Here is a 26,245-nt window from a genome sequence, read left to right as displayed (position 1 = left end):
GATTCGAGGATACGCCGCTGTATCCGATGCGTGAACGTATCGGATACACTCGTGCATCGCAAGGCCGCCCGGTTCGGGCGGCACCGTCCGACAGTGGGAGCATGTCCGGCGTGACGACGGACCTCGACCCGACCCGAGTCGACCGCGCGGAGAGCGACGCGCCGCTCTCGCGGCGCCGCGAGCGCACGCGCGAGCGCCTGCTCGACGCCGCCTACGGCCTCTTCGCCGAGCACGGCATCAACGGCACCTCGATCGAGGCGGTGTGCGAGGCCGCGGGCTTCACCCGCGGCGCGTTCTACTCGAACTTCGAGTCGAAGGAGTCGCTCTTCCTCGCCCTCACGGAGCGCGAGATCCGGACGCGCATGCGGAGCCTCGAGGCCGCCGTCGAGCACCTGCCCGACGACCCGGTCCGGGACGGCGTCATCGCGCCGGACACCATCGCGGCGATCGTCGCGGCCGTCATGGCCGACCCGCGCGACGAGCGTCGCTGGTGCCTCATGAGCGCGGAGCTCGAGCTGCTCGCGCTGCGCGACCCGCAGGTCGCCGCGCGGTTCGCCGACCAGGAGGAGTCGTTCCGCACCGAGCTCGCGGACATCCTCACGCGCGTCCTCACGGAGGTCGGCATGCGGTTCGCGATCGACCCGGCGGCCGCGACGCGCGTGCTCATCAGCGCGTACACGTGCGCGGCGCGCGACGCGTTCCTCAGCCCCGCGGGCGACGACGCCGTGCAGCGAGCGCAGACCGCCGACTGGCTCCCGGCGCTCGTGGGCCGGCTCGTCGAGCCGGTGCCCGCTCCGGCCTGAGGCCCGCCCTCGCGCTGTGGGTGGCGCGCGTCACACTGGGGCCATGACACTCACCTTCAGCGGCGCCGTGGTCGACTGCGCCGACCCCGCCGTCGTGGCGGACTTCTGGCAGGCCGCGCTCGGGTGGACGGGGCGCGAGACCGGGCCGCACGGCGAGGCCGTGCTCTTCCCGCGCGACGGCGAGACGATCCTCGGGCCGCCGAGCCTCGTCTTCCAGCGCGTCCCCGAGGGCAAGACGGTGAAGAACCGCCTGCACCTCGACTTCTCGTCGTCGACCCAGGCCGCCGACGTCGCGCGGCTCGAAGGGCTCGGCGCGCGCCGCGTCGACGTCGGGCAGGGCGAGCACGAGACGTTCGTCGTCCTGGCGGACGTCGAGGGCAACGAGTTCTGCGTCCTGCGCGGCGACTGACCCTCCGCGTCACACGGGCTCCGGGCGGTACACCGCGGCAGAGCCCGGGGGCGGCTCCCCCACGTCCGCGACGGGACGCGGGTCGTACGCCTCCGCCGTGAGGTCCGCCCGCTCGACGCGCGAGAGCCGGAACCACCGGACCGCCTCGCGCGTGCGGCACCACGCGACGAGGTACCAGCGGCCGCCCGTGTGGGCGAGGAGCACGGGCTCCACCCGACGTGTCGACGTCGCGCCGCGGCCGTCCCGGTACCGGATCGCCAGCACGCGCGAGCCCGCGATCGACTGCTCGACCGCGCGCAGCACCCCGAGGTGCGTCCGCGCCCGCCCGACGACGTGGCCCCGGCCCGGCGCCGCCGTGCCGTCGTGCGGCTCTCCTGGGGGTGCGCCGTCGGGCGGGCTCGCGGGCGGGACGGCGTCGGGCAGGTCCGGGTCCGGCGCGGCGTGGCGGACCCACACGCGCGCGGCGAGCGCCTCGGCCCGCGCGCGGTCGCCCGCGCCGAGCGCGTCCCACATCTTGCCGCGGGCGGCCAGGGCGTCCACCGCGAACGGGCTGCCGGGCGGGAGCGTCGCGAGCGCGACGGCCACGGCGACGGCCTGGCCGGGCGTGAAGTTCACCGGCGGGAGGGACGCGCTCGGGTCCAGCACGTACCCGCCCCCGGGCCCCGCCTGCGCCCAGATCGTCAGCCCGGCCTGCTGGAGCGCGGCGACGTCGCGCTTGATCGTCCGCTCGCTCACCTCGAGCGCCGCGGCGAGGCGCGGGCCCGTCGTGCCGGTCCGGCCCGCGCGGCGCAGCTCTTCCGCGAGCGCGTAGAGGCGCTCCGTCCTGTTCACCCCAGAATGGTGACAGACAGGTGTCACCGACACCCTGCGAGGGTGGCTGCATGAGCACCCACGGAACGTCCGAGCAGCCCCTCCACGTCGTCCTCGTCCCCGGTTTCTGGCTGGGCGCCTGGGCCTGGGACGACGTCGTCCCCCACCTCGAGGCCGCCGGCCTCGTCCCCCACCCGGTGACCCTGCCGGGCCTGGAGCCCGGCGCGACCGCCGCGGACCGCGCGCACGTCACGCGCGCGGACCATGTCGCCGCGGTCACCCGCCTCGTCGACGGGCTCGACGGCCGCGTCGTGCTCGTCGGGCACAGCGGCGGCGGGCCGGTCGTGCAGGAGGCCCTCGACCGGGACCCCGCGCGCATCGAGCGCGTCGTCTACGTCGACACGGGCCCGCTCGTGGACGGCGCGGCGCTGTCGCCGGACCTCCCGGCCGACGTCGCGGAGGTCCCGCTCCCGACGTGGGAGGGGCTCGGGGAGGCCGGGTCGAGCGTCGACGGGCTGGACGAGGCCGCGCTCGCGCGGTTCCGCGAGCGGGCGGTGCCCACCCCGGGGCCCGTCGCGCGGGGGGTCGTGCACGTGTCCGACCCCCGCCGCCTGGAGGTGCCGGCGACCGCCGTCTGCTCGTCCGTCCCGTCCGCCGTCCTCGCCGAGATGGCGCACCCGGGGCCGCCCCTGCACACCGAGCTGGGCGAGGTCGGGGATGTCACGTACGTCGACCTCCCGACCGGTCACTGGCCGATGTTCTCTCGTCCCCGGGACCTCGCGGGCGTGATCGTCGACGCCGTCTCCTGACCCCCGGGTGAGACATCGTGCACGTTCCGGAAAAAAGTCTCCGAAGTCGCGTCACAGACGGAGACTTCTGCCGTCTCCTCGTGTGGACGGCCGACCGGCCGCCGCAGAACGACGGACGACGAGACGGACCATGCACGACACCCTGCCCTCCGCCCCCTCGCGCACCGAGGTGCGCACCGCCCTGCTCTGGGCGCTCGAGAACGACCGCGACGCGCTCCTCGAGCACCGCGAGACGACCCAGCACTGCTTGTGGACGGCCGCGCGCGGCGCCGCCGACCGGCGTCTCGTGCGGCGCTGGCGCGCGGCGGCCGCAGGGCTCCCGTCGACCGTCGCCTGACGGCGGCCGTCGGACGGCTGCGACCGTCGGACGGCGGTCGACGGACGAGCCCTGCGGGCCGCCGCCCGCGGGCGGCGGCCCGGTCAGCCGAGCGTCGTCGGCAGCGCGGCGTCGCCCTCGCCCGGGGCGGCCCCCAGCACGTGCTCCGCGAGGAAGGCCAGGACCACCTGGTACCAGACCTTCGCGTGCTGGGGCTGGAGGATCCAGTGGTTCTCGTCCGGGTAGAAGAGGAAGCGGTGCACCGTGTCCCCGTCCGGGCCCGCGGGCAGCCCGGACGACGCGAGCAGCTCGTACCAGAGCCGCAGGCCCTCGCCGATCGGCACGCGGTAGTCCTTGTCGCCGTGGATGACGAGCATCGGCGTCACGATCTCCTGGACGAAGCGGTGCGGGCTGTTCTCCAGCGCCATCTCGTCCGTCATCTCGCGCGCCCAGTAGTACGCGTGGTCCGTCGTCGGGCCGAACTGGTCGAGCGCCCACAGGCTCGCGTGCGTGACGATCGCGCGGAAGCGGTCCGTGTGCCCCGCGACCCAGTTCGCCATGTACCCGCCGAAGGACCCGCCCATCGCGGCCGCCCGGGTCGCGTCGACCTCCGGGCGCGCCTCCACGGCGTCCGTGATCGCGAGCAGGTCCGTGTACGGGGCCTTGCCCCACGCGCCCCAGCCGCGCTGCACGAAGTCCTGCCCGTACCCGGTCGACAGCGCCGGGTCCGGCAGCAGCACCGCGTAGCCCTGCGCGACCATCAGCCACGGGTTCCAGCGCCAGCTCCACGCGTTCCACGAGCCGAGCGGGCCGCCGTGGATCCACAGCAGCAACGGCGCCGGATCCTCCGCGGACGCACCGTGCGGCAGCGCGAGCCAGCCCCGCACGCGCACGTCGTCCGCCGCCGCCGTCTCGACGTCGACGAGCGTGCCCGGCAGGTCGGGCGTCGCGACCGGGCCGCGCAGCGGCGTCGCGGGCACCGGCGCACGGCCGCCCGCCGTGCCGGAGTCGAGGAACGCCCCGAGGTCGACGCGCACCGGGTGCGCCGGCTCCAGGTAGCTCGTCCGCAGCGCGTAGAGCGTCCTGCCGTCGGGCGCGACCTGCACGTCCGTGAACGTCGCGTCGTCGCTCGTCACGCGCTCGGCCGTGCCGTGCTCGGCGACGCCGTTGCCCGCGGGGTCGAAGGGGACGAGGAACACCGGGCCGCGCCCGTCGTCGTCCGCGGTGACGAGCAGGCCCGAGCCGTCGGGCAGCCAGCGCAGCGACGTCGGCCAGCGGTCCCAGTGCGGCACGAGCGTGCGCGGCGTCGCGTGGTTCTCGGCGCGCGTCGTCGCCGAGTCGTCGTGGCCCTCCGTGGTCCCGGCGGGCCCGTCCGGCGCGTGCAACGGCACGACGGCGAGGCTCTCCTCGGGTGCCTGGTGCGGCGTCGAGATCGTCTCGCGCACGAACGCGACCCACGCGCCGTCGGGCGAGATCCTGGGCGAGTGCGCCTCCGCACGCGGCTCGTCGACGAGCGTGCGGCGCGCGCCCGTCGCCGTGTCGATCGCGACGAGCGTGCTGCGCACCTGCGGGCCGGGGCCCGGGACCTGCCACGTCGTGACGAGCGTCGTGCCGTCGGCGGACAGGTCCGCCGAGTGCTCGTGCAGCGCGCGCCCCGGCGTCCCGGCGTGCCCTGCGCCGCGGCTCACGTCACGCAGGTCGAGCAGCCGCGCGTCGTGCTCGGCGGCGGCGTGCTCCCCGGCGGTGTCCTGCGCGCCTGCGGCGTGCGACGCAGCAGCGAGGGGTGCGGGGCTGCCCGAACCCGCCGGCGCGTCGGTCGGGGTGGTCGGGGCCGGGAGCGGCTGTGCGGGCGCGTCGACGAGCGTCGTGAGGTCGCCGACGAACCGGTGCACCTCGTCGGGTCCGCGGTCGTGGTCCCACTGCCGCACCGGGTAGGCGCTGTGCAGGATCGCCGCGACCTTCGCGTCCTTGCGCGCCGACCGGAGCTCGGCGTCGTGCGCGAGGTCGCGCGCGCTCGGCAGCACCGACGCCGCGACCGACACGACCGGCGCGTCCGTCGCCGCGAGCGGCCCGCTCACGCCCGCGGGCGCCGTGGCGACCACGCGCGCCTCCCCGCCCGACGCCGGCAGCAGCCACAGCGCCGACGTCGGGTCGTCGTCGGACCCGCCGTCCGGGTCGGGCCGGGCCGACGTGAACAGCACGTCGCCCGCGCCGGTGAACGTCGCGCTCGACTCGCCCTTCGTGCTGCGCGTCAGCCGACGCGCGGGCACCTGGCCCGCCGGGTCGACCTCCCACAGCGCCGCCCGGTACCCGGTGCGCTGCGGGTCGAGCGTCTGGACGGTCGTGACGAGTCGCGTCCCGTCGGGCGAGAGCGCGAGGCCCCCGACGCGCGGGATCGCGAGATATCGGTCGAGGTCGTGGAACGGGTTCGTGGTCGGGTCAGGGATACCGGGCGTGCCAGCGAGATTGCTCACCCACACGTCCTATCACGCCCCCTCCCGCCGAACACGACGTTACTGGCGGTATCCGGCCGAAAGCGGGAGGAACGTCGTCGTCGTGCCGGGGCAAGATCGTTCTCGGCACCGGGCGCGGACTCGGCGCGCGGACGAGCGCGTCGGTCAGCGACCGGGTTGCTGGCCGACGCGGCGGCGACTGACGGAACGGCCGCCCGGGCAGGTTCCGGGTCCACAGCCCAGTGCGCCGCGCCCTCCGTCCACAGACGTCGGGCTCGTCGGTGCACGGCGCACCCCCCTCCTGGTCGGATACCCGGATGCGCACGCTGACCACCGTCCCGTCCGAGCTCCTCGACCTCGCCGAGCGCCAGGCCGGCCTGGTGTCCGCCGCGCAGTGCGACGCGTGCGGGGTGAATGCGAACCGCCGGTCACGGCTCGTCGACCACGGGCGGTGGCGACGCCCGACGCGCGGCGTGCTCGAGCCGGCACCCGGGACGCTGCCGTCGTCGGACCCTCGGGCCCACGACCGCCGTCGACGACGCGCCGCCTGGCTCGCTCTCCTCGCCTACGGGCCGGAGGCGATCGCCGTCGGGCCGTGCGCGCTCGTCCTGCTCGGCGTCCAGGGGGTCGGCCCCGACGTCGTCCCGCAGGTGACGTTGCCCGGCGCGCGCGGCGCGCTGTCCCGGGACGGGATCCGCCTGCGCCAGTTCGACGACGGGATGACCGTGGTGCGGATCGAGGGGCGCTCCGTCGCGAGCCCGGCGTGGGCTCTCGCCCAGGCGGTTCCCGAGACGGGGCGGCGGCGGGCGGTCGCGACGATGGACAGCGCGAGGCACCTCGGCCTGCTCGACGCCGACGGCCTGGCGCGCGCCCATGACCTCGCGCGCGGTCGGCGCGGCGTGGCGCGCACCCACGCCTGGTGGGCCGAGTCCGACGCCCGCGCCGAGTCACCGCTCGAGACCTTCGCACGCCTGGAGTGCGTCGACGCAGGGCTCGGGCCGGACGACCTCCAGGTCGACGTCGTCGACGACGGCCGGTTCGTCGGCCGCGGAGATCTGGGCTGGCGGCTGCCGCGAGGGCGGTGGCTGATCGCGGAGATGGACGGCAGGGACGTCCACAGCACGCCCGAGGCGCTCTTGAGGGACCGCGCGCGGCAGAACGCCCTCGTGACCCACGGCGGGGTGGAGCTGCTGCGTTTCACGGGTCGTGACCTCACGGTCCCGGGGACGAGCCGCCCCGGCCGCATGACGACCACCCTGCGTCACCATCTCGGTCGAGCACGAGGCTCCACGCCGTCGAGCACGAGCCTGCTGTCGTTATCGGGCCGATGACGACAACAACCCCGTGTTCGGCGGAACGGGGGCGACGGTCAGTCGTTCCGCTTCGACATCTGGGCGAGCATGTCGTTGTACTCCTGGAGCTCGGCGTCGCCGTCGCGGTCGGCCTGGCGGTCGCGGCGCTTGGCCTCGCGCTCGTCGGAGCGCGTCCACATGACGGCGACGACGATCGCGAGGACGAGCGTCGGCAGCTCGCCGATGCCCCACGCGACCGCGCCGCCGCGCTGCTGGTCGACGATGGCGCTCGGGCCCCACTCGCGGCCGAGGAGGCCGAACCACTCGGGGACCAGCAGCTCCTCGCCCGAGGTGAGCGCGACGCCGAAGAACGCGTGGAACGCCATGGTCGCGAACAGCAGGAGCAGGCGCTGCGGGTACGGCGGGCGGTGCGGACCGGGGTCGATCCCGACGAGCGCGTTCGCGAACAGGTACCCCGCGAGCGTGAAGTGCACCAGCATGACGAGGTGACCGACGTAGGTCGTGAGCGCGTACTCGAACGCGGGCGTGTAGTAGAAGACGATCATCGAGCCGGCGAAGTTCACCGCCGCGACGATCGGGTTCGCGAAGAACTGGCCCACCCGCGACGTGACGAGGGCGAGCACCCACTCGCGCGGTCCCCGCGACCCGTCCTTGCGCGGCGGCACCGCGCGCACCAGGAGCGTCACGGGGGCGGCGAGCACGAGGAAGATCGGCACGACCATCGCGAGGATCATGTGCTGGACCATGTGCGCGCTGAACAGCACGTGGCCGTACATCGCCGGGCCGCCGGACGTGACCCAGAACAGGATGAGGATCCCCAGGCACCAGGACACGGTGCGGCCCACCGACCACGAGTCGCCGCGCCGCGCGAGGCGGCGCGCCCAGCGCAGGTACACGACGATCGCCGCGACGCACGCGAACGCGGGCAGCAGGTCCCAGCGCCACTCGGTGAACCAGCGCGCGAGCGTCGGCTCGGGCGGGAGCGCGTGCCCCGTCACCTGGTACGCGGCGGAGGTGTCGAGCGGCTCCTCCTGCGGCACCGGCGGGGCGGTGGACCCGAGCGCGACCGCGACGCCGGACACGGCGCCCATGATCGCGAGCTCGACCGCGACGAGCCGCCAGAACAGCCAGCGCGTGCCCTCCGCGGCCGCGCCCCGTGCGCTCGTGGACGACGACGCCCCGCCCGTCCCGGCGCCGCTCGCCGAGGCGCGGTCCCCGGCCGGGCGGGCGGCCGCCGTCGGGCCCGCGAGGCGGCGCACGACGAGCTCGCGGTGCGCGAAGCCGACCGCGCCGAGGACGAGCAGGAGCGCGAGCTTGGTGAGCAGGAGGATGCCGTAGTCGGTGGTCAGCCCGGCGAGGGAGTCGACCCGGATGCTCGCGTTCGCGACGCCCGAGACGGCGACGGCGACGTAGCACCACAGCGCGATCGCGGAGTACCGCGCGACGGACGACGCGAAGTCCGCGCGACCCAGCCCGCCGCGCACGCGCACGACGGCGAGCGTCCCGAGCCCGCCGACCCACAGCGCGGCGCCTGCCAGGTGGAGGAACATCGAGGAGACGGCGAGCTCGTGGCTCACCGCGCCGGCCGCGTGGCCGGTGTTGGCCTGCATCCCGAGGGCGACCAGCGCGAGGGCCGCGGTCCACATCGCCCCGGTCGCGCTGCGCACGGCGAGCGCGACGGCGGACGTGAGGGCGGCGACGACGACGATCGCGAGGTAGTTCCGGCCGAGGCTGACCTGCGAGACGAAGAGGCCGAGCTGGTCGCCGAACGTCGGGTTCGTGATCGGCGTGCTCGAGATGGAGGAGTACCGCAGCACGACCTGCAGGACGGTGAGCACCGCCCACGTGGCCGACGCCGCCCCCGCCACGCCGAGCGCCTTGCGCACGGGCGTCCCGGCAGGCAGCACGCACGCCGCGAGGACGAGCGAGCCGAGCGCGAGCGCGACGGCGAGCTCGGTGAGCACCGTGACGACGGGGGTGCCGAGGCGCGCGAGCGCGCCCGGGTCCGGGAAGCCGGCGGGGACGGTGAAGGCGGCCGAGAACGCGCCGGCGGCGAGCACGGCGACGACCGCCACGACGACGGCGAACGGCCCGGCGACGACGAGCCACCACGGGTTCGCGGGTCGGGCGTCCGAGGGCGCGCGGCGCAGGGCAGTGGTGGTCACCCCTCCAGGGTATCGACCGCGCGAGCCCCTCCGGTCACGGCTCAGGGCCGGGGCAGACGGGCCATCCCGTAGACCTTCGTGGCGCGCACGCGCAGCACCTGGCGACGGTCCGCGACCATGGCGCGCCGGAACTCCTCCCAGTCCGGGTGCTCGCCCCCGGTCGCCGCGCGGTAGGTCGCGACGAGCTCGTCGGCGGCGGCGTCGTGGGGGTCGAGCGCGACGGCGCTCAGGCCGGCGTCGCCCTCGACGACGGCGTAGCCCGCGAAGTCCTCGGCGCTCACGTGGAGCGAGACGCGCGGGTCGCGCGCGGCGTTGCGGGTCTTCGCGCGGTCGGCGGTGACGGAGACGCGCGCGACGCCCTCCTCCGGGTCCCAGGCGTAGAGCACGTTGGAGAGCTGGGGTCGGCCGTCCTTCTTCACGGTCGCGAGGACGCCCTGGTGGCGCGCGGCGACGAGGTCGAGGAGCGCGGGCTCGCCGAGCGCGGCGCGGGGCGCGCGGTCGGGGACGTCGCGGTCGGGGACGTCGCGGTCGATGTCACGGGAGGCGTCGAGGGCGTCGGTGCTCATGCCGGGCCAACCGTCGTGGCCCTCCGGGGCATTCCCGGCGCACCGCGGGTGGGGACCTCTCCCCACCCGAACCTGTGGACGACGCCCGGTCCGGCGGGGTCCGCGCTGGCATACTGGGCCGGGTTCGCCGGGGGCTCGCGAGGCTCCGTCCGCCCTCCGGCCGCGCACGGGACCACACCACCCGCACCACCCGGAGGACGACCGATGGCCGCAGGGCACGGCAGCATCTCGACGCAGGACCTCGACCGCGCGAGCCACCTGCTCAAGCGCGTCGGGCAGGTCTTCGACCAGCGCGTCGTGGGGCAGGAGGCCCTGCGCACCGCGCTCGTGAGCTCGCTGCTCGCGGGCGGGCACATCCTGCTCGAGTCGGTCCCGGGCCTCGCCAAGACGACCGCGGCGCAGACGCTCGCCGCGGCGGTCGACGGCTCGTTCCACCGCATCCAGTGCACGCCGGACCTCATGCCGAACGACATCGTCGGTACCCAGATCTTCAACTACGCGACCGGCCAGTTCACGACCCAGCTCGGCCCGGTGCACGCGAACGTCGTCCTGCTCGACGAGATCAACCGCTCGTCGGCCAAGACGCAGTCGGCGATGCTCGAGGCGATGCAGGAGAAGCAGACGTCGATCGGCGGCGAGAACTACGCGCTCCCGGACCCGTTCATGGTGCTCGCGACGCAGAACCCCATCGAGGAGGAGGGCACGTACGTGCTCCCCGAGGCGCAGATGGACCGCTTCCTCATGAAGGAGGTGCTCACGTACCCGACGCCGCCGCAGGAGCTCGAGATCCTCCAGCGCATCGCGACCGGGCAGATGACGCGCCCCCTCACGGCGCAGCCGATCTCGCTCGACGACGTGCGCTTCCTGCGCGGCCTCGTCGACGACGTGTACGTGGACGACTCGATCAAGCGCTACGTCGTCGACCTCATCAACACGACGCGGTTCTCGGGCCCGCGCCCGGTGCCGGGCCTGGACCGCCACGTGCGCGTGGGCGCGTCGCCGCGCGGCGGCATCGCGCTCATGCGCGTGGGCCAGGCGCTCGCGATCCTCGCGGGCCGGGCGTACGTGATCCCGGACGACATCAAGGCGGTGCGGTACTCGGTGCTGCGCCACCGCCTCGTGCGCACGTTCGACGCGCTCGCCAACAACGTGCCGCCGGAGCAGCTCGTGGACGCGGTGTTCGACGCCGTCCCCACGCCCTGACCGGCCCGCCCCACCGTCCCGAGAGAGCACCACGTGCCCGACGTCTCCCGTCTCGCCCAGGTCCGGGCCCGGCTCGACCTGCCGGTCGCGCGCCGGGCGTCCGGCCTGCTCGAGGGCCGGCACCGCTCGGTGTTCAAGGGGCACGGGCAGGACTTCGACGACCTGCACCTGTACGCGCCGGGCGAGGACGTCGGCGACATCGACTGGAAGTCGTCCGCCCGCGCCGGGCTGCCGATCATCCGTCGGTTCGTGCGCGAGTCGAACCTCAACCTCGTGCTCGTCGTGGACACGGGTCGCACGATGGGCGCGACGGCCCCGAGCGGCGAGACGAAGGCGGAGATCGCCAGCTTCTGCTGCGCGCTCGTCGCGTACCTCGCACGCGACCGGGGCGACCGCGTCGCGCTCGTCGCGGGTGACGCCGAGCGCCTCGTCCAGCTCCCGCCCCGCGCGAGCACGCGCGACCTCGAGGTGCTGCTGCGCACCGTGGAAGGGCTGTGGCGCCCGGACGCCCCCGGGAGCGACCTGTCCCGACCGCTCGACCGCGCGCAGACGGCGTTCCGGCGCCGCTCGCTCGTGGTCGTCGTCACCGACGAGGCCCGCCCCGCCGCCGAGCACGAGCAGCTCCTGCGCTCGCTGCGCGTGCGCCACGAGGTGATGGTCGTGCAGGTCGCGGACCTCTCGCCGGTGGGCGCCGGGGTCGGGGAGGTGGCCGACGTCGACGGCACGCTGCGCCTGCCGCCGTTCCTGCGGGGCCGGGCCGCGCTCGCGGCGCCCGCCGCCGAGGCGCTGGCCGCGCGGCGTGCCGAGGTGGCCGACAGGCTGCGCACCCTGCAGGTCGAGGGCGTGCTCGTCGAGGGGTCCGACGACGTGCTGCAGCGGTTCGTCGAGCTCCTGGGGAGGCAGAAGCGTGCCCGTCGATGAGCTCGTCGACCCCGTCGGCTACTCGGGGTGGTGGACGGTCCTGGGGATCGTCCTGGTCCTCGCGGCCGCCGCGGTCGTGTTCCTCGTGATCTGGCTGACGCGCGCGAGCGCGGAGGAGAAGAACGCCCCACGGCCCGCCCCGCTGCTCCCCACGGGGCCGCACGACCCGTACGCGTCGCTGCGCGCGGAGTACGAGCGGCGTCTCGACGCCGTCGCCGAGCGGTTCCGCGCGGGCGAGCTCGACGAGCGCACCCTGCACCTCGCCCTCTCGGCGGAGATGCGCGGCTTCGCGACCGGCCGGCTCGGCCAGGACGCGTCGTCCATGACGCTCTCGGAGATCCAGCAGCTCGCCGAGGCCGGGCGGCTCACGCAGCTCATCGCGCGCTACTACCGGCCGTCGTTCGCGGACCACGACAACGACCCGGCGGCGCGCTCGACGGACGGCGAGGACTCGATCGACCGCGCCCGGGCGGTGGTGCGCGGATGGTGAATCGCTCCGTCGCGGCGAGCACCGCCGTCGTCCCCGGGCCGCAGGGTCCGTCGATCCTGTGGCCGTGGCTGTGGGTCGTGCTCGTCGTCGCGGTGCTCGCGGCGGCGGCGGTCGCGTGGTGGCTCGCGCGGCGCCGCCGGTCGCGCGACGCGGACGACGCCGTGCTCTGGGTCGCGAACTCCGACTACCTCGCACGCGTCCCGGCGTTCGCCGCGTGGGTGCGCCGCTACCGCGTGCTGCAGGGCCTCACCGCGGCGGGGCTGCTCGTGGCGGTCGTCGGCGCAGGAGCGGTCGCCGCCCGCCCGGTGGAGACGGACGTCGTCGTCGACCGCCTCGGCACGCGGGACATCGTGCTGTGCCTCGACGTGTCGGGCTCGATGATCGAGTACGACGGCGCGGTGCTCAAGGTCTTCCAGGAGCTCGTGGACAACTTCGAGGGCGAGCGGATCGCGCTGTCCATCTTCAACTCGTCGTCGCGCACGGTCTTCCCGCTGACGGACGACTACACGCTCGTCCAGGAGGAGCTCCAGGGCGGGATCGCCGCGCTCGACCAGGACCCGGCGACGTTCGACTACACGGGCGGCACCGACGACGCCGAGATCCTCGAGTACGCGCAGTTCACGGCGGGCACGACGGCGAACCTCTCGGGCGCGAGCCTCATCGGCGACGGGCTCGCGAGCTGCGCGCTCCAGTTCGACGCGGAGGACACCGAGCGCTCACGCTCGATCATCCTCGCGACGGACAACTACGTCTCCGGCGAGCCGATCTACACGCTCCCGCAGGCGGCGGACCTCGTCGCGTCGCGCGACATCACGCTGCACGGCATCTTCGGCGGCTCCCAGCGCTACGAGGGCACGCCCGAGGAGACCGAGTACCGCGAGACCGTCGAGTCCGGTGGCGGCCTGTACTTCCTCGCGGACGACCCGGCCGCGGTGCAGGGCATGGTCGACGACGTCGTCGCGCAGCAGGCCGTCGAGCTCGACGCGTCCCCCGAGGTGGTCGTCACGGACCGCCCCGCGGGCTGGTTCCTCGTCGCGGTCCTCGGCGTCGCGCTGCTGCTCGTCGTCGCGTGGCGGGTGAAGGAGTGACGCACCGATGAACCTCGCCGGACTCACGTTCCAGCCGCTCGTGCCCCTGTGGGCGCTGGCGCTGCTCGTGCTGCCGCTGCTCGGCCTCGCCGGGTGGCAGGCGGTCACGGCCGGGCGCCCGGGGCCCGACGGCGCCCCCCGCCCCGGCGCCCCGCGAGCGGCCTGGGTGCGCCGGGCGGGCGCGGTCGTGCTGCTCGGGATCATCGGGATCGCGCCGTCGGTCGCGTCGACGGACCGCGACACGTCGGTCGCGAACGTCGACATGTTCTTCGTCGTCGACCGCACGGGGTCGATGGCGGCCGAGGACTACGGGCCCGAGGGCGGCCAGGAGCGCCTCGACGGCGTGCGGCACGACATCACGAGCCTCACCGAGGCGATCCCCGGGGCGCGGTACTCGATCATCTCGTTCGACTCGCAGGCGTCGCGCCAGCTCCCGCTGACGACGGACGCGCGCGCGATCACGTCCTGGGCCGACACGTTCCACCGCGAGATCACGCGGTACTCGCAGGGGTCCCTCACGGACCGGCCGCTCGACGAGCTGCGGTCGGCGCTGGAGGGCTCCGCGGAGCAGCACCCGGCCAACGTGCGGCTCGTCTTCTTCCTCACCGACGGCGAGCAGACGGCGGAGGGCGAGCCCCGGTCGTTCGCCGACCTCGCGCCGCTCGTCGACGGGGGCGCGGTGCTCGGCTACGGGACGGCCGAGGGAGGCCGCATGAAGGAGTACGACCCGGACGTGGACCCCGAGGACGCGGAGTACCTCGTCGACTGGTCGAAGCCGAGCGACGGCGGCGAGCCCGTCGAGGCGCTGTCCGTGCTGGACGAGGCGACGCTCACCGCGCTCGCCGACCAGCTCGGCGTGCCGTACGTGCACCGGCAGGAACCGTCGGAGACGGCGTCGCTCGTCGCGGGCGTGGACCCGCAGCAGGTCGCGGCGGACGGCCGTCGTGACGTCACGGCGTACCGGCCGGTCGTCTGGCCGTTCGCCCTCGCGCTCGTGGCGCTGCTCGGGGTCGAGGCGTGGTTCTGGTCGCGCTCGGCGAGCCGCTCGCTCGTCCGCCCCACGGCGCCCGACCGCGCGGAGGTGCGTCGATGACCTGGACCCCTCCCCCGGCACCCCCGCCCGGCGCCCGCGCGCCCCGGCCCACGGGCGCGGCCGCGCTGCGCGCGGCACGGCTGCGGCGGCGCCGGTGGTGGCTGCTCGGGACGCTGCCCGTCGTGCTCGTGCTCCTCGTGCTGGGGGTCACGCTCGCCCTGCGCGCCCCGGTCGCGTCGCTCGCGAAGGACCGCTACGACGCCGGCGACACCGAGGGCGCGGCGAGCGCGTACGGCCTCCAGCGGACGCTCAACCTCGTCGAGCCCTGGAAGGCGCACTACAACCACGGGACGGCGCTCGCGCGCACCGAGGACTCGTGGTCGCTGTACGACGCGATCCGGTCCCTCGACCGCGCCTACGACCTCGCGGAGAACGAGTCTCCCGAGGAGCGGTGCATGATCCAGACCAACCTGTCGCTGACGTACGAGATCCAGGGCGACGGCGACATGGCCTACGCCGACCGCAAGGCGGCGGAGCTCACCCTCGTCGAGGAGGCGATCGCCGCGCGCGACGCCGGCCGCTCGTACGACGAGGACGTGCTCGACCCGTACGGCGACGGCACCGAGCCCGACCCGGACGAGCTCCGGCAGGACGTCCAGGACTGGTACGAGTACGCCGAGCAGGAGTACGCGACGGCCGAGCAGATCCGCGGCTGGCCCGACTGCGGCGAGTCCGAGCAGACGCCTGAGCAGCAGGAGCAGGACGCTGCCGCCCGGCAGCGCCTCCAGGACAAGCAGCAGCAGGCGCAGGACTCGCAGCCCGAGAACCAGGGCGGCGGCGACACGCAGGAGGGCGAGGGCGAGGGGTCCGAGGGCGACGAGCAGTCGGACGCCTCGGGCGGCGACGGCTCTGAGGGCTCCGAGGGCGAGGACCAGCAGAGCCAGGCCGAGCGCGAGGAGCAGCAGCGCCAGGAGCAGCTCGAGCAGCAGGGCTCCGAGGCGCGCGACGAGCAGGAGCGCCTGGAGCAGGAGTACCGCGACCTCTACGGGGACGAGCCGGGCACCGGCACCGACCCGGGTGACAGCAGCGGGGGCGGCACCAAGAACTGGTGATCCCCGGCTGTGCCAGGCAGGGGTGAGCGCACCGGGAAGAGGCGCGCGCCCCCGCGCGTTCGTCCGGGAGGAGACGCACGGCCGGGCGGTCGCGACGACGGCACGGCACCCGGGCGACGGGGCGAGGAGGAGCAGCATGACCGCGACGAGCACGGGGCTCGGCACTACCGGCGTCGACGACTCGGCCCTGGACAACCCGTCGTGGAGCGCGCTCACCGGAGCGCACGCGCACCTCGCCGAGGGCGACGACCTGGCGCGGCGCTACCCGGCCGACGTCTCGCCGATCACGGGCGTGCGCTCGTGGACCGACCCGGGCGTGTGGGACGCGATCGCCGCGCTCGTCGGCCCGGGCGGGCACTTCTCGGCGCCGCCGGTCGGGGTCGAGCCGCCGCACGGCTGGACGGTCGAGGCCCGCGTCGAGGGCGTGCAGCTCGTCGAGACCGAGCGCCTCGTCACCCGGCCCGACCCGGAGGCCGTCGTGCTCGGCGCGGACGACGTCCCGGAGATGCTCGCGCTCGTCGAGCGCAGCCGACCAGGTCCTTTCGAGGCACGGACCCACCTGCTCGGCCGGTACGTCGGGTTCCGCGACGGCGACGGCCGCCTCGTCGCCATGGCGGGCGAGCGCCTCTGGCCCGCCGGGTGGACCGAGATCAGCGCCGTGACGACCGACCCCGACCACCGCGGGCGCGGCCTCGCCTCACGCCTCGTGCGCGACGTCGCGTTCCACGTGCAGGAGCGGGGCGACCGCGCGTTCCTCCACGCCGCGGCGCAGAACGTCGGCGCGATCGGGGTCTACGAGCGGCTCGGGTTCGCCCTGCGCCACCGCCCGACGTTCGGGTCGCTGCGCGCACCGGACTGACGGCCTCGTCGGCGGGCCCCGCGCCACGGTCCTGCCACGCGGCCCGGCAGCGGGCCGGACGCTCGGCGCCCCCTGGCTAGTCCTCGATCCCCTCGACGAGCAGCGTGCGGGGGCCAGGTCCCTCGTCGGCGAGCGCGTCGTGCGGGTTGACGAGGACGCATCGGCGCAGCGACAGGCACCCGCAGCCGATGCAATCCGTGAGGTGGTCGCGCAGGCGCGTGAGCTGCTCGATGCGCGCGTCGAGGTCGGCGTGCCACCCGGCCGAGAGCCGGTGCCAGTCCTTCGCCGTCGGCGTGCGGTCCCCGGGGAGCGTCGCGAGCGCGGCGCGGATCCGGGCGAGCGGGATGCCCACGCGCTGCGACGCGCGCACGAACGCGACCCGCCGCAGCGTCTCGCGCGTGAAGCGCCGCTGGTTGCCGGGCGTCCGGCGGCTCGTGATGAGCCCCTCGCGCTCGTAGAAGTGCAGCGCGGACACGGCGACGCCGCTGCGCGCCGCGAGCTGGCCGACGGTGAGCTCGTCGCTCGGGGACGGGGCGGCGTCGGGCACGGCGGTTCCTCCACGCGGACGGGTCTCGCCGCGACGCGGCGGACACGGCAGTCCGTCCGTCGGCACGGGCGCTTGACCTGAACAAATGTTGAGGTTCGAGACTAGCAGGGCGCGACCTTCGGGCCGCGTGACCGCGACGCCGCGCGACCGCACCAGCGAAGCCGTTCGCCCGGAGACCGACCGCGTCGCCCGGCACGACCGCCCAGCACGACCGGCCAGCACGACCGCCCAGCACGACCCCGACCCTGAAGGAGCACCCGTGGACGCCATCCGCCTGCACGCGTTCGGACCACCCGAGAGCCTCGTGCTGGACCAGGTCCCCGACCCGGTCCCCGGCCCCGGCCAGGTGCGGGTCGCCGTGCGCGCGCACGGCGTCCACCTGCTCGACACGACCCTGCGCCGGGGCGAGGCCACGGGCGGCCCCCTTCCGCTCCCCGCCCTCCCGACGATCCCCGGGCGCGAGGTCGCGGGGGTGGTGGACGTCGTCGGGCCGGGCGTCGACGCCGCGTGGCGCGGGCGACGGGTCGCGGCCCACCTCGGCGCCACGCGCGACGGCGGCGGGTACGCGCGCCTCGCCGTCGTGCCCGTCGAGGCGCTGCACCGCATCCCCGACCACGTCACCGCGCCTGACGCGCTCGCCATGATCGGCACCGGGCGGACCGCCGTCGGCATCCTCGACCTGGCGGAGCTGACCGCGACGGACACCGTCGTCGTCACGGCCGCGGCCGGCGGGCTCGGCACGCTGCTCGTCCAGAGCGCGCTCGCGGCGGGGGCGCGCGTCGTCGCGCTCGCCGGCGGGCCGGAGAAGGTCGCGCTCGTCCGGTCGCTCGCCGGGGAGGCGCAGGAGGATCGACTCGCCGCCGTCGACTACCGGGCGGACGCCTGGCTCGACGAGGCGCGGGCCGCCGTCGGGCAGCACGCCCCGGAGGGCGCGACCGTGCTCCTCGACGGCGTCGGCGGCGACGCGGGCACCGACGCCGCGAGCCTCGTCGCACCGACCGGTCGCCTCGTCCTCTACGGCTGGGCATCGGGGGCACCGAACCGGGCCGGTGACGTCGACCACCCGGACGAGAAATCGGGGGCCGCGGGCGGCACGCCGGACGTACGGTGGGCCGTGGGACCCCGGGCCCGACCCTGGGGAGACCTGTCCACGCTGCAGGAGCGCGCGCTCGCGCTCGCGGCGGACGGGACGTGGCGGGTCGTCACGCACCAGATCCCCCTCGCGGAGGCCGCGCGCGCCCACCGCGAGCTCGAAGCGCGCGCCACCACCGGAAAGGTCGTTCTCGTATGACGGCGGACCCCCGCACCGACGCCGACGCACCGGCGTACGGCTCCCCCGCGCCCGGCGCGGACGAGGCCGGCACGTTCGAGGCCGGCACGGGAGACGTCGGCACGGCAGACGTCGGCGCGCCCGCGGCCGACCCCGCCGAGGCGGGCGCGCTCTCGCCCGGGACGCAGCGCACGGTGCTGTTCGGCATGGTCGCGTTCGTGTTCCTCGGTGCGTTCGAGGCGCTCGCCGTCGCGACCGCCATGCCGACGGTCGCCGTCGAGCTCGACGGCCTCACCCTGTACACGCTCGCGTTCGCCGCGTCGCTCGCGTCGAGCGTCGTCGGCATGGTGGCGTCCGGCCGCTGGAGCGACCGCGCGGGGCCGACCACCCCGCTGTGGACCGGCATCGGGCTCTTCCTCGCCGGGCTGCTCGTCGCCGGGCTGGCGCAGGACATGCTCGTGCTCGTCGCGGGCCGCGTGCTCCAGGGCGTCGGGACCGGCCTGTACATCGTCGCGCTGTACGTGCTCGTCGCGCGCGTCTTCCCCACCGACCGGCGTCCGAAGGTCTTCGCCGCGTTCGCGGCGGCCTGGGTGATCCCGTCGATCGTCGGGCCCGCCATCGCCGGGCTCGTGGTCGAGCACGTCGGGTGGCGCTGGGTGTTCCTCGCCGTCCCGGTCCTCGCGGTGCCCGCGCTGTTCCTCATGCGCCCGGGCATGCGCGCCGCCCGCGGCTCGGCCCCCGAGCCCGCCTCGGCGCCCACGGACCGGCCCGACGACGCCGAGCCGCCGCTCGACCGGACCGCGCGCCAGGCGTCGCTCACCTGGGCGGTCGTCGCCGCCGTCGGGATCGGGGCGCTCAACTACGCGGGCCAGCTGCGCGGTGTCGGGCTCGCGGCCCTGCTCGTCGCCTCGCTCGCCGCCGTCGCGCTCGCCGTCCCGCGCCTGCTCCCCCGCGGCACGACCCGCGCGGCCCGCGGCCTGCCGAGCGTCATCGCGATCCGCGGCCTCGTCGCGGCCGCGTTCACCGGCGCCGAGGTGCTGCTCCCGCTCCTGCTGTCGCACGAGCGCGGCCTCTCGCCGTCGCTCGCGGGCGCCGTGCTCACGTTCGGCGCCGTCGGCTGGTCGACGGGGTCGTGGCTCCGCGGCCGGGCGACGTGGGGCCTCCAGCACGCGGGCTACGTGCGACTCGGCGGGACGCTCGTCGCGCTCGGGATCGGTGGCGCCGCGCTGCTCGCGTGGACGGCGGTGCCGCCCGTCGTCGGGATGGTCGCGTGGACCCTCGCGGGGCTCGGCATGGGCATGACGCACCCGACGCTCTCCGTGCTCACGCTCGAGCTCTCGCCCGTCGCCGAGCAGGGCGCGAACTCGTCCGCGCTCCAGGTGTCCGACGCCGTCGCCGCGGCGACCGCGCTCGCCGTCACGGGGTCGCTCCTGTGGGCCCTGCACCCCACGCTCGGCCTGGCGTCGTACGTCGTGTGCTTCGGCGTCACGGTGCTGCTCGCGGCGGGCGTCGCCCTCCTCGCGCCCCGCACCCGCCCGGTCCTCAGGGCGTAGGGCGCAGCCCGGCCGCGGCGTCCGCATAGCGGTCGAGCACGATCGCGGTGAGCCGCGGGTCGGGCGCGAGCGGGCCGGTCACGACGTCGGCGCCCGCCTCCAGCACCCGGTCGTAGAAGAAGCCGGGCGCGAGGAGGTAGGCCGCGACGACGACGCGCCCGCCCGGGGCGAGGCCCGCGCGGGCGGCGGCGACGGCGTCGGGCACCGTGGGCGTCGCCATGGCGCCGTAGCCGACGGAGACCGGGCCGGGGACGCGCTCGCGCAGCCCCGCGGCGAGCTCCGCGACGTCGCGCGCGGCGCCCGGGCGGCTCGACCCGGCGGCGGCGATCACGACGGCGTCGCCGTCGCGCAGGCCGGCCTCCGCGAGCCGCTCGGCGAGCAGGTCCACGAGGCGCGGGTCGGGGCCGAGCGGCCCCGACGCGGCGGCCGCCCCGGTGCCGGGGCCGCGGTCCTCGACGGCCGCGGCGACGTCCACGCTCACGTGGAACCCGGCGGAGAGCAGGAGCGGGACCACCACCGCGGCGCCCGGGGCCCCGCCGTCGGACGGCGCGACGACCGCCGCCACGACGTCCGCCACCTCGGGCTGCTGCACGTCGACGAACGCCTCCCGGACGTCGAGGTCAGGACGGGCAGCGCGCACGTCGTCCAGGAGGCCGCGGATCACCGCACGCCCCGCGAGGTCGTTCGTGCCGTGGGAGCAGCCGACGAGCACCGGCGCGGCGGCACGCGGCCCGGCCGTGGCGTCGGCGACGGCGTCGAGGGAGGTGGGGCTGTCCGCGCTCATGCGAGCTCCAATCGGTATCCGCGCTTGACGACGGTCCTGACCAGGTCCCGGCGACCGGTGGCCTCGCGCAGGCGCGCGACCGCGACCTCGGCCGCATGGGGGTCGCGCGAGTCGCCGGGCAGGACGTCGAGCACGTCGTCGCGGGTGACGACCTCGCCGCGGCGCGCGGCGAGGAGGCGCAGCACCTCGAGGCTGCTGGGCGACAGGGGCAGCACCTCGCCGTCGAGGACGGCGACGCGCGAGCGGATCTGCAGCGTCCCGGCGACGGTCGCGAGGGCGACGGTCTCGGCCTGCTCGTAGTGCGCGACGAGCGTCCGCACGAGCGCGCCGAGCCGTCCGCGCTCGGGCTGCAGCGGCGTGACGCCGCGGTGCTCGAGCGGTCGCGCGGTGACGGGCCCGACGGCGGCCGCGACCATCGAACCGTCCTGGAACCTCGACACGACGAGCCGCCCGACGCCGTGCTCCTCGGCGGCGCTCAGCCACGCCTCGGCGCCGGGCGCGGAGGTGAAGACGACCGCGTCGATCTCCCCGACGGCCGCGGCCTCGACGGACGCGCGCAGCGCTTCCGGGTCGGGCGGCGGTCCCCACCGGTAGACGACGAGGCTCGCGACCTCGGCGCCGGCCTCCGCGAACACGACGTCGAGCCCGTCGGCACCGGCGCCGTGGTGCTGCACGGCGATGCGCAGCCCGGCGACGCCCTCGCCGAGCAGCACGTCGGCGATCTCCGCCGACGTCTCGGACTCGGCGACCCAGTCGGCGGTGAGGCCTGCGGCCTGGATCGCGCCGCGCGCCTTGGGCCCGCGCGCGACGATCCGCGCGTCGGCCAGCACCTCGAGCAGGCGGTCGGCGAGGCCGTGCGCGTCGGCGGCCTCGACCCAGGACCGGAAGCCGATCCCGGTCGTGACGACGACGACGTCCGGCGGCCGCTCGACGAGGTCGCGCGTCCCGGCGAGGAGCTGCTCGTCGTCGGCGTGCGGGATCATGCTCAGCGCGGGCGCGTGGCGGACCTCGGCGCCCCGGCGCTGGAGGGCGGCGGCGAGCTCGCTCTTGCGGCGGTCGGCCGTGACGAGCACGGTGCAGCCGGCCATGACCTGGCCGAGGGTGGGGCGATCGGCGTCGGGGCCGGACGCGAGATCGACCCGAGCGTCCGAGATCGACCCTCCGCGGGTCGACGTCGCGACGGGCGGGTCGACCTCGGTGCCGCCGGTGCCGGTCACGCGACCGTCGCCGGGTCGAGCCGTCCCGCGGCGGCGACGTCCCCCACCACGATGATCGCCGGGGGTCGGACCCCAGACTGGGCGGCGCGCTCCACGATCTCGCCGAGCGGGGCCCGCGTGACGCGCTGGCGCGGCGTCGACCCGTTCTCCACGATCGCGACGGGCAGCGCAGGGTCGGCCCCGGCGCCGAGCGCCTGGGCCGTGATGCGTGCGAGCTGCGAGACACCCATGAGGACCACCAGCGTAGCCGTGCGGTCGCGGACCCCCGCGAGCGCGGCCGCGTCGAGCCCGTCGTGGCCGCTGACCACGTGGAACGCGGCGACCGTGCCCCGGTGCGTGAGCGGGATGCCCGCGAGCGCGGGGACGCTGAGCGCGCTCGAGACGCCCGGCACGACGTCGACCGGCACACCCGCCGCGCGGCACGCGAGCACCTCCTCGCCGCCGCGCCCGTAGACGAACGGGTCGCCGCCCTTGAGCCGTACGACGCGCCGCCCGCGCTGCGCCTGCTCGACGAGGATCGTGTTGATCTCGTGCTGCGGCACGGGGTGGTTCCCGGGGGTCTTGCCGACGTCGATCACCTCGACGCCGGGCGCGAGCTCGTCGAGCACGTCGACCGGCCCGAGCCGGTCCGCGACGACGACGTCGGCCTCCGCGAGCGCCCGACGGCCCCGGACCGTGAGCAGGTCGACCGCGCCGGGCCCTCCCCCGACGAGCGTCACGCGCCCCAGGCCTCCCGGCGCAGGACGGTGGTGGCGCTGGTCGACGCCGCCGGAGCGCAGGTGCTCGGCGATCGCGTCGCGCACCGCGCGCGCCCGCCGCGGGTCGGCGCCTCGCCGCTCCCCCGGGCTGTCGGCCTGTCGTCGCTCCCGAGCGCGCCCGTCCCCCGGGACGCCGGCCGCGGGGACGTCCGTGACGACCCCGACGAGCACGTCGCCGCTGCGGGTCGTCGCCGGCGTGCGGGCGGTGCCCTCGTGCGCGGCCCCGGCGTGGACGCACCAGGTGCGGCGCGCCGCCGCCCACGCGGCGACGTCGCGGTCGGTCCCCGAGTCGTCCGTCGCCGCGAGCACGAGCCACGCGTCCTCGACGTCGGACTCACGGACCTCGCGCGGCGCCCAGGTGACGCGGCCGCCCGGCGCGGCCCCGCCGTCGGCCCGCAGCCCGACGGGTGACGGTGCGAGGAGCGGGGCGCGCAGCGAGGCCGCGACGAGGTCGCGCAGATCCTCGCAGACCTGGGGCGCGACGACGCGGACGTGGGCGCCGTCGTCGGCCATGGCCCGCGCGCGGCGGGCCGCGACGGGACCGCCGCCGGCGACGAGCACCGTGCGCCCGGCGAGGTCGAGGCCCAGGAGCGTCGTCACGGCGCACCGTCCGCGGGCGCGGCGGCGTGCAGGCCCACGTGCACGACGCCGTCGCGCACCTCGACGGGCCACGTCGCCAGGTCCGGGGCGAGGCCCTGGACGGGCACGTACCCGGCGGCCTCGAGGCAGCGGCCGGTCGCGAGGTCGAAGACCTGCTTGTACATGGGCCCGGCGACCGTGGGCACGCCCCCGCGCGTGCCCACGATCCCGCGCGACATGACGTTCGCGCCCGAGTACGGGTCGCGCTGCTGCACGACGCGCACCGTGTCGTCGGGGAGGCGGAAGAGCGCGACCTGCACCCCGCCGACGAGGGCGGCGGCGCCGCGCTCGACGAGGAGGTCGCGCAGGAGGCACACGGGCGCCCACCCCACCGCGTCCGACGTCGCCGTCTCCACGGGGTACGCAGTTTGCTCTGCCGGCACGACGCTCATCGACGGACCTCCAGGGTCGTGCCGGCGATGACCACGGGGCCGGCGGGGACGGTGGCGAGGCCCGCGGCGCGGGCCTCCTCCAGGGCGGCGCGCTCGTCGGCCGTCGCGGGCCTGATCTGGCCACGCTCGGTGACGTACGCGAGGTCGGGGTCGGGCTCGGCGGGCGCGTTGACGAACGAGCCGAAGCGGCGCAGCTTCTCCGGGTCCTCGAGGACCGCGCGCCACTCGTCCTCGTAGTCGCCGACGTGGCGGGCCATCGCGGCGTCGAGGTCGGCGCCGATGCCGAGCGAGTCCTCGACGACCACCTCACGGATCGCGTCGAGGCCGCCCTCGTGGTCCTCGACCCACGCGGCCGTGCGCTGGAGGCGGTCGGCCGTGCGGACGTAGTACATGAGGAAGCGGTCGATGGTCCGGACGAGCGCCTCGTCGTCCAGGTCCTCGGCGAGGAGCTGCGCGTGCCGGGGCGTGAACCCGCCGTTGCCGCCGACGTAGACGTTCCAGCCCTTGTCCGTCGCGATGACGCCGACGTCCTTGCCGCGCGCCTCGGCGCACTCGCGCGCGCACCCCGACACGCCGAGCTTGATCTTGTGCGGCGAGCGCAGGCCGCGGTACCGGAGCTCGAGCTCGACGGCCATGCCGACGGAGTCCTGCACCCCGAACCGGCACCACGTGGACCCGACGCACGACTTCACCGTGCGCAGGGACTTGCCGTACGCGTGCCCCGACTCGAACCCGTGCTCGACGAGCCGGCGCCAGATGTGCGGGAGCTGCTCGATGCGCGCGCCGAACAGGTCGATGCGCTGGCCGCCCGTGATCTTCGTGTAGAGCCCGAAGTCCTTGGCGACCTGCCCGATGACGAGCAGGCCGTCCGGCGTGATCTCTCCCCCGGGGATGCGCGGGACGACGGAGTACGTGCCGTCCTTCTGCATGTTCGCCATGACGTGGTCGTTCGTGTCCTGGAGCGTCGCCTGCTCGCCGTCGAGGATGTGCCCGTTGCCGAGCGACGCGAGGATCGACGCGATCGTGGGCTTGCAGATGTCGCAGCCGCGTCCGGCGTCGCGCACCAGCACGGCACCCTGCGTGGCTGCGCTCTCGTCCACCGGCGCAGCGACACCCCGGCCGAACCGCCCGACGATCTCGCTGAAGGTGTGCAGGTCGGCGACGCGCACGGCGTCGAAGAGCTGGGCGCGCGAGAGGTCGAAGTGCTCGCACAGGGCGTTCGAGACCTCGACCCCTGCGCGGGCGAGCTCGGTCGTGGTGATCTTCTTGACGAGCGGCAGGCACGACCCGCAGCTCGTCCCCGCGCGCGTGCACGCCTTGACGCCCGCGAGGTCGGTGCACCCGTGCTCGGTGACCGCGCCGCGGATCGCGCCCGCGCCGACGTTGTTGCACGAGCAGACCGTGGCGTCGTCGGGCAGCTCGAGGCTCGGCGCCCCGCCGCCGGACCCCTCGGGGAGGAGGAACAGCCCCGGGTCGCCCGGGAGCTCCGTACCGAGCATCGGCCGCAGCGACGCGTACGGCGCGGCGTCCCCGACGAACACGCCGCCCAGGAGCGTGCGTGCGTCGTCGGACAGGACGAGCTTCTTGTAGACGCCCGCGACCGGGTCGGCCCACACCAGCTCCATCGCGCCCTCGGTGCGGCCGTGCGCGTCACCGAAGCTCGCGACGTCGACCCCCTGGAGCTTGAGCTTCGTCGCGGTGTCCGCGCCGGGGAACGTCGCCTCGCCGCCGAGCAGGCGGTCCGCGACGACCTCCGCCATGGCGTAGCCCGGCGCGACGAGGCCGAGGCAGCGACCCTCGATGCACGCGACCTCGCCCACGGCCCACACGTGCTCGTCCTCCGTGCGGCACGCCAGGTCGACGACCGCGCCCCCGCGCTCCCCGACCGCGAGCCCCGCCGCGCGCGCGAGCTCGTCGCGCGGCCGCACGCCCGTCGCGAGGACCACGACGTCGACGTCGAGCCGGCCGCCGTCGGCGAAGTCGAGCCGGCCCACGTGCCCGGTCTTGCGGGAGACCCTCATCTCCTTGGTCCCGGTGTCGCACCGGACCGCGATGCCCATGCCGTTGATGAGGCGCTTGAGGGCCTCGCCGCCGCCCAGGTCGATCTGCGCGTCCATCAGGTGCGTGCCGAACTGGACGACCGTGGCCTGCGCGCCGAGGGCCTTGAGCGCGCCCGCGGCCTCGAGGCCCAGGAGACCGCCGCCGATGACGGCGCCGCGGACCGGGCGCTCCCAACCACCCTCGGTCGTGGCGTCGCGCCGCTTCTCCTCGACCCAGCCGCGCAGGGCCGCGACGTCGTCGATCGTGCGGTAGACGAACACGCCGGGCAGCTCGTTGCCGGGGATCGGGGGGCGCGCGGCGTTCGAACCGGTCGCGAGGACGAGCTCGTCGTAGGCGTGCACGCGCCCGAGCCGGTCGGTGACGGTCCGCGCCTCGCGGTCGATCGACGTCACCGCGCAGTCGCGGTGCAGCGTGACCAGCGGGTCGTCCCACAGGGCGGGGTCGCCGAGCGCGAGCTCCTCGGCGTCGCGCGCCGAGAAGTAGCTCGTGAGGGCGACGCGGTCGTACGGCGTGCGCGGCTCCTCGGCGAAGAGCGAGACGCGCCACGCGCCGTCGGCGTCGCGCGCGCGCAACGCCTCGACGAGCCGCTGCGCCACCATGCCGCCGCCGACGACGACGACGTGCCGGGGCGCACCGGGGGCCGGGGCGGGGGCGGGATCGGTCTGAGGTCCGGT

General features: G+C 75.8%; 24 protein-coding genes. 14 read left to right on the top strand and 10 right to left on the bottom strand.

Features of this window, described 5'->3' with window-relative positions:
• The first annotated feature begins 101 nt into the window (after positions 1-101).
• Both ACZ4MO_RS01335 and ACZ4MO_RS01330 read left to right on the top strand, forming a co-directional pair.
• Positions 102-803, top strand: a complete 702-nt coding sequence (locus ACZ4MO_RS01335; RefSeq protein ID WP_114553725.1) for a TetR family transcriptional regulator — start codon at positions 102-104, stop codon at positions 801-803.
• Between the two features lie 43 nt (positions 804-846).
• Entirely contained in the window at positions 847-1,212 is a 366-nt protein-coding gene (locus tag ACZ4MO_RS01330) for a VOC family protein (protein WP_074804981.1), read from the top strand.
• A 9-nt stretch (positions 1,213-1,221) separates the two neighbouring features.
• Here the strand turns inward: ACZ4MO_RS01330 and ACZ4MO_RS01325 are convergent, their stop codons facing one another.
• Entirely contained in the window at positions 1,222-2,043 is an 822-nt protein-coding gene (locus tag ACZ4MO_RS01325) for a WYL domain-containing protein (RefSeq protein WP_175008725.1), read from the bottom strand.
• Between the two features lie 50 nt (positions 2,044-2,093).
• Between ACZ4MO_RS01325 and ACZ4MO_RS01320 the strand changes: the two genes are divergently transcribed.
• Entirely contained in the window at positions 2,094-2,831 is a 738-nt protein-coding gene (locus ACZ4MO_RS01320) for an alpha/beta fold hydrolase (protein ID WP_175008726.1), read from the top strand.
• 130 nt (positions 2,832-2,961) lie between these two features.
• Positions 2,962-3,168 carry a hypothetical protein gene (locus ACZ4MO_RS01315; protein ID WP_074804975.1) on the top strand — a complete coding sequence of 69 codons (207 nt, stop codon included), beginning with the start codon at positions 2,962-2,964 and terminating at the stop codon, positions 3,166-3,168.
• A gap of 83 nt (positions 3,169-3,251) precedes the next feature.
• Here ACZ4MO_RS01315 and ACZ4MO_RS01310 read toward each other — a convergent pair whose 3' ends face one another.
• Positions 3,252-5,621 carry a S9 family peptidase gene (locus tag ACZ4MO_RS01310; RefSeq protein WP_255437157.1) on the bottom strand — a complete coding sequence of 790 codons (2,370 nt, stop codon included), beginning with the start codon at positions 5,619-5,621 and terminating at the stop codon, positions 3,252-3,254.
• Positions 5,622-5,917: 296 nt separating this feature from the next.
• On the opposite strand from ACZ4MO_RS01310, the gene ACZ4MO_RS01305 reads away from it, so the two are divergent.
• A complete protein-coding gene (locus ACZ4MO_RS01305) occupies positions 5,918-6,931 on the top strand; it encodes a type IV toxin-antitoxin system AbiEi family antitoxin domain-containing protein (protein WP_175008727.1) in 1,014 nt (337 codons plus the stop codon).
• 38 nt (positions 6,932-6,969) lie between these two features.
• Here the strand turns inward: ACZ4MO_RS01305 and ACZ4MO_RS01300 are convergent, their stop codons facing one another.
• Positions 6,970-9,078 carry a cytochrome c oxidase assembly protein gene (locus ACZ4MO_RS01300; RefSeq protein ID WP_175008728.1) on the bottom strand — a complete coding sequence of 703 codons (2,109 nt, stop codon included), beginning with the start codon at positions 9,076-9,078 and terminating at the stop codon, positions 6,970-6,972.
• Between the two features lie 41 nt (positions 9,079-9,119).
• On the bottom strand, positions 9,120-9,644 hold the full coding sequence (locus ACZ4MO_RS01295; RefSeq protein ID WP_114553469.1) for a TIGR03618 family F420-dependent PPOX class oxidoreductase: 525 nt from the start codon (positions 9,642-9,644) through the stop codon (positions 9,120-9,122).
• Positions 9,645-9,848: 204 nt separating this feature from the next.
• Here ACZ4MO_RS01295 and ACZ4MO_RS01290 point away from each other — a divergent pair, with 204 nt between their 5' ends.
• From ACZ4MO_RS01290 to ACZ4MO_RS01260, 7 genes are all read left to right on the top strand, one after another.
• Positions 9,849-10,847, top strand: a complete 999-nt coding sequence (locus ACZ4MO_RS01290; protein WP_074804959.1) for an AAA family ATPase — start codon at positions 9,849-9,851, stop codon at positions 10,845-10,847.
• Positions 10,848-10,880: 33 nt separating this feature from the next.
• On the top strand, positions 10,881-11,768 hold the full coding sequence (locus tag ACZ4MO_RS01285) for a DUF58 domain-containing protein (protein ID WP_175008729.1): 888 nt from the start codon (positions 10,881-10,883) through the stop codon (positions 11,766-11,768).
• Positions 11,755-12,258, top strand: a complete 504-nt coding sequence (locus tag ACZ4MO_RS01280) for a hypothetical protein (RefSeq protein ID WP_074804953.1) — start codon at positions 11,755-11,757, stop codon at positions 12,256-12,258. Before ACZ4MO_RS01285 ends, ACZ4MO_RS01280 begins: the two co-directional genes overlap by 14 nt.
• The gene (locus ACZ4MO_RS01275; RefSeq protein WP_175008730.1) at positions 12,252-13,346 is read left to right on the top strand and encodes a VWA domain-containing protein; all 1,095 of its coding nucleotides are present in this window, start codon (positions 12,252-12,254) and stop codon (positions 13,344-13,346) included. The genes ACZ4MO_RS01280 and ACZ4MO_RS01275 overlap by 7 nt, the downstream gene beginning before the upstream one ends.
• A gap of 7 nt (positions 13,347-13,353) precedes the next feature.
• Complete coding sequence (locus tag ACZ4MO_RS01270) at positions 13,354-14,439, top strand: vWA domain-containing protein (protein WP_114553465.1); 1,086 nt, start codon at positions 13,354-13,356, stop codon at positions 14,437-14,439.
• Complete coding sequence (locus ACZ4MO_RS01265) at positions 14,436-15,491, top strand: hypothetical protein (protein WP_175008731.1); 1,056 nt, start codon at positions 14,436-14,438, stop codon at positions 15,489-15,491. Before ACZ4MO_RS01270 ends, ACZ4MO_RS01265 begins: the two co-directional genes overlap by 4 nt.
• A 136-nt stretch (positions 15,492-15,627) precedes the next feature.
• The gene (locus tag ACZ4MO_RS01260; RefSeq protein WP_175008732.1) at positions 15,628-16,350 is read left to right on the top strand and encodes a GNAT family N-acetyltransferase; all 723 of its coding nucleotides are present in this window, start codon (positions 15,628-15,630) and stop codon (positions 16,348-16,350) included.
• 76 nt (positions 16,351-16,426) lie between these two features.
• Here the strand turns inward: ACZ4MO_RS01260 and soxR are convergent, their stop codons facing one another.
• Positions 16,427-16,897, bottom strand: a complete 471-nt coding sequence (soxR, locus tag ACZ4MO_RS01255; RefSeq protein WP_074804932.1) for a redox-sensitive transcriptional activator SoxR — start codon at positions 16,895-16,897, stop codon at positions 16,427-16,429.
• Between the two features lie 259 nt (positions 16,898-17,156).
• On the opposite strand from soxR, the gene ACZ4MO_RS01250 reads away from it, so the two are divergent.
• Both ACZ4MO_RS01250 and ACZ4MO_RS01245 read left to right on the top strand, forming a co-directional pair.
• Positions 17,157-18,188, top strand: coding sequence for an alcohol dehydrogenase catalytic domain-containing protein (locus ACZ4MO_RS01250; RefSeq protein WP_175008733.1), 1,032 nt, complete (start codon positions 17,157-17,159; stop codon positions 18,186-18,188).
• Positions 18,185-19,720 (top strand): MFS transporter, encoded by a 1,536-nt coding sequence (locus tag ACZ4MO_RS01245; RefSeq protein WP_175008734.1) that lies wholly within the window; start codon positions 18,185-18,187, stop codon positions 19,718-19,720. The genes ACZ4MO_RS01250 and ACZ4MO_RS01245 overlap by 4 nt, the downstream gene beginning before the upstream one ends.
• Here the strand turns inward: ACZ4MO_RS01245 and ACZ4MO_RS01240 are convergent.
• Genes ACZ4MO_RS01240 through nirB form a run of 5 tightly spaced genes read right to left on the bottom strand, consistent with a single transcriptional unit; the run spans position 19,710 to position 26,170 of the window.
• Positions 19,710-20,504 carry a CbiX/SirB N-terminal domain-containing protein gene (locus ACZ4MO_RS01240; RefSeq protein ID WP_175008735.1) on the bottom strand — a complete coding sequence of 265 codons (795 nt, stop codon included), beginning with the start codon at positions 20,502-20,504 and terminating at the stop codon, positions 19,710-19,712. The two genes, ACZ4MO_RS01245 and ACZ4MO_RS01240, sit on opposite strands and share 11 nt — an antisense overlap.
• A complete protein-coding gene (locus tag ACZ4MO_RS01235) occupies positions 20,501-21,721 on the bottom strand; it encodes a uroporphyrinogen-III synthase (RefSeq protein ID WP_499278577.1) in 1,221 nt (406 codons plus the stop codon). The genes ACZ4MO_RS01240 and ACZ4MO_RS01235 overlap by 4 nt, the downstream gene beginning before the upstream one ends.
• Entirely contained in the window at positions 21,718-23,079 is a 1,362-nt protein-coding gene (gene cobA / locus ACZ4MO_RS01230; RefSeq protein WP_175008736.1) for a uroporphyrinogen-III C-methyltransferase, read from the bottom strand. The genes ACZ4MO_RS01235 and cobA overlap by 4 nt, the downstream gene beginning before the upstream one ends.
• The gene (gene nirD, locus ACZ4MO_RS01225; RefSeq protein WP_175008737.1) at positions 23,076-23,510 is read right to left on the bottom strand and encodes a nitrite reductase small subunit NirD; all 435 of its coding nucleotides are present in this window, start codon (positions 23,508-23,510) and stop codon (positions 23,076-23,078) included. Before nirD ends, cobA begins: the two co-directional genes overlap by 4 nt.
• Positions 23,507-26,170: a nitrite reductase large subunit NirB gene (nirB, locus tag ACZ4MO_RS01220; RefSeq protein ID WP_175008881.1), complete on the bottom strand. Its 2,664-nt coding sequence runs from the start codon at positions 26,168-26,170 to the stop codon at positions 23,507-23,509. Before nirB ends, nirD begins: the two co-directional genes overlap by 4 nt.
• Positions 26,171-26,245: the final 75 nt, after the last annotated feature.

This window comes from Sphaerisporangium cinnabarinum (genome assembly GCF_055567015.1).
Note: the sequence above shows the minus strand (reverse complement) of the source record. Positions and strands in the feature narration are given on the sequence as shown.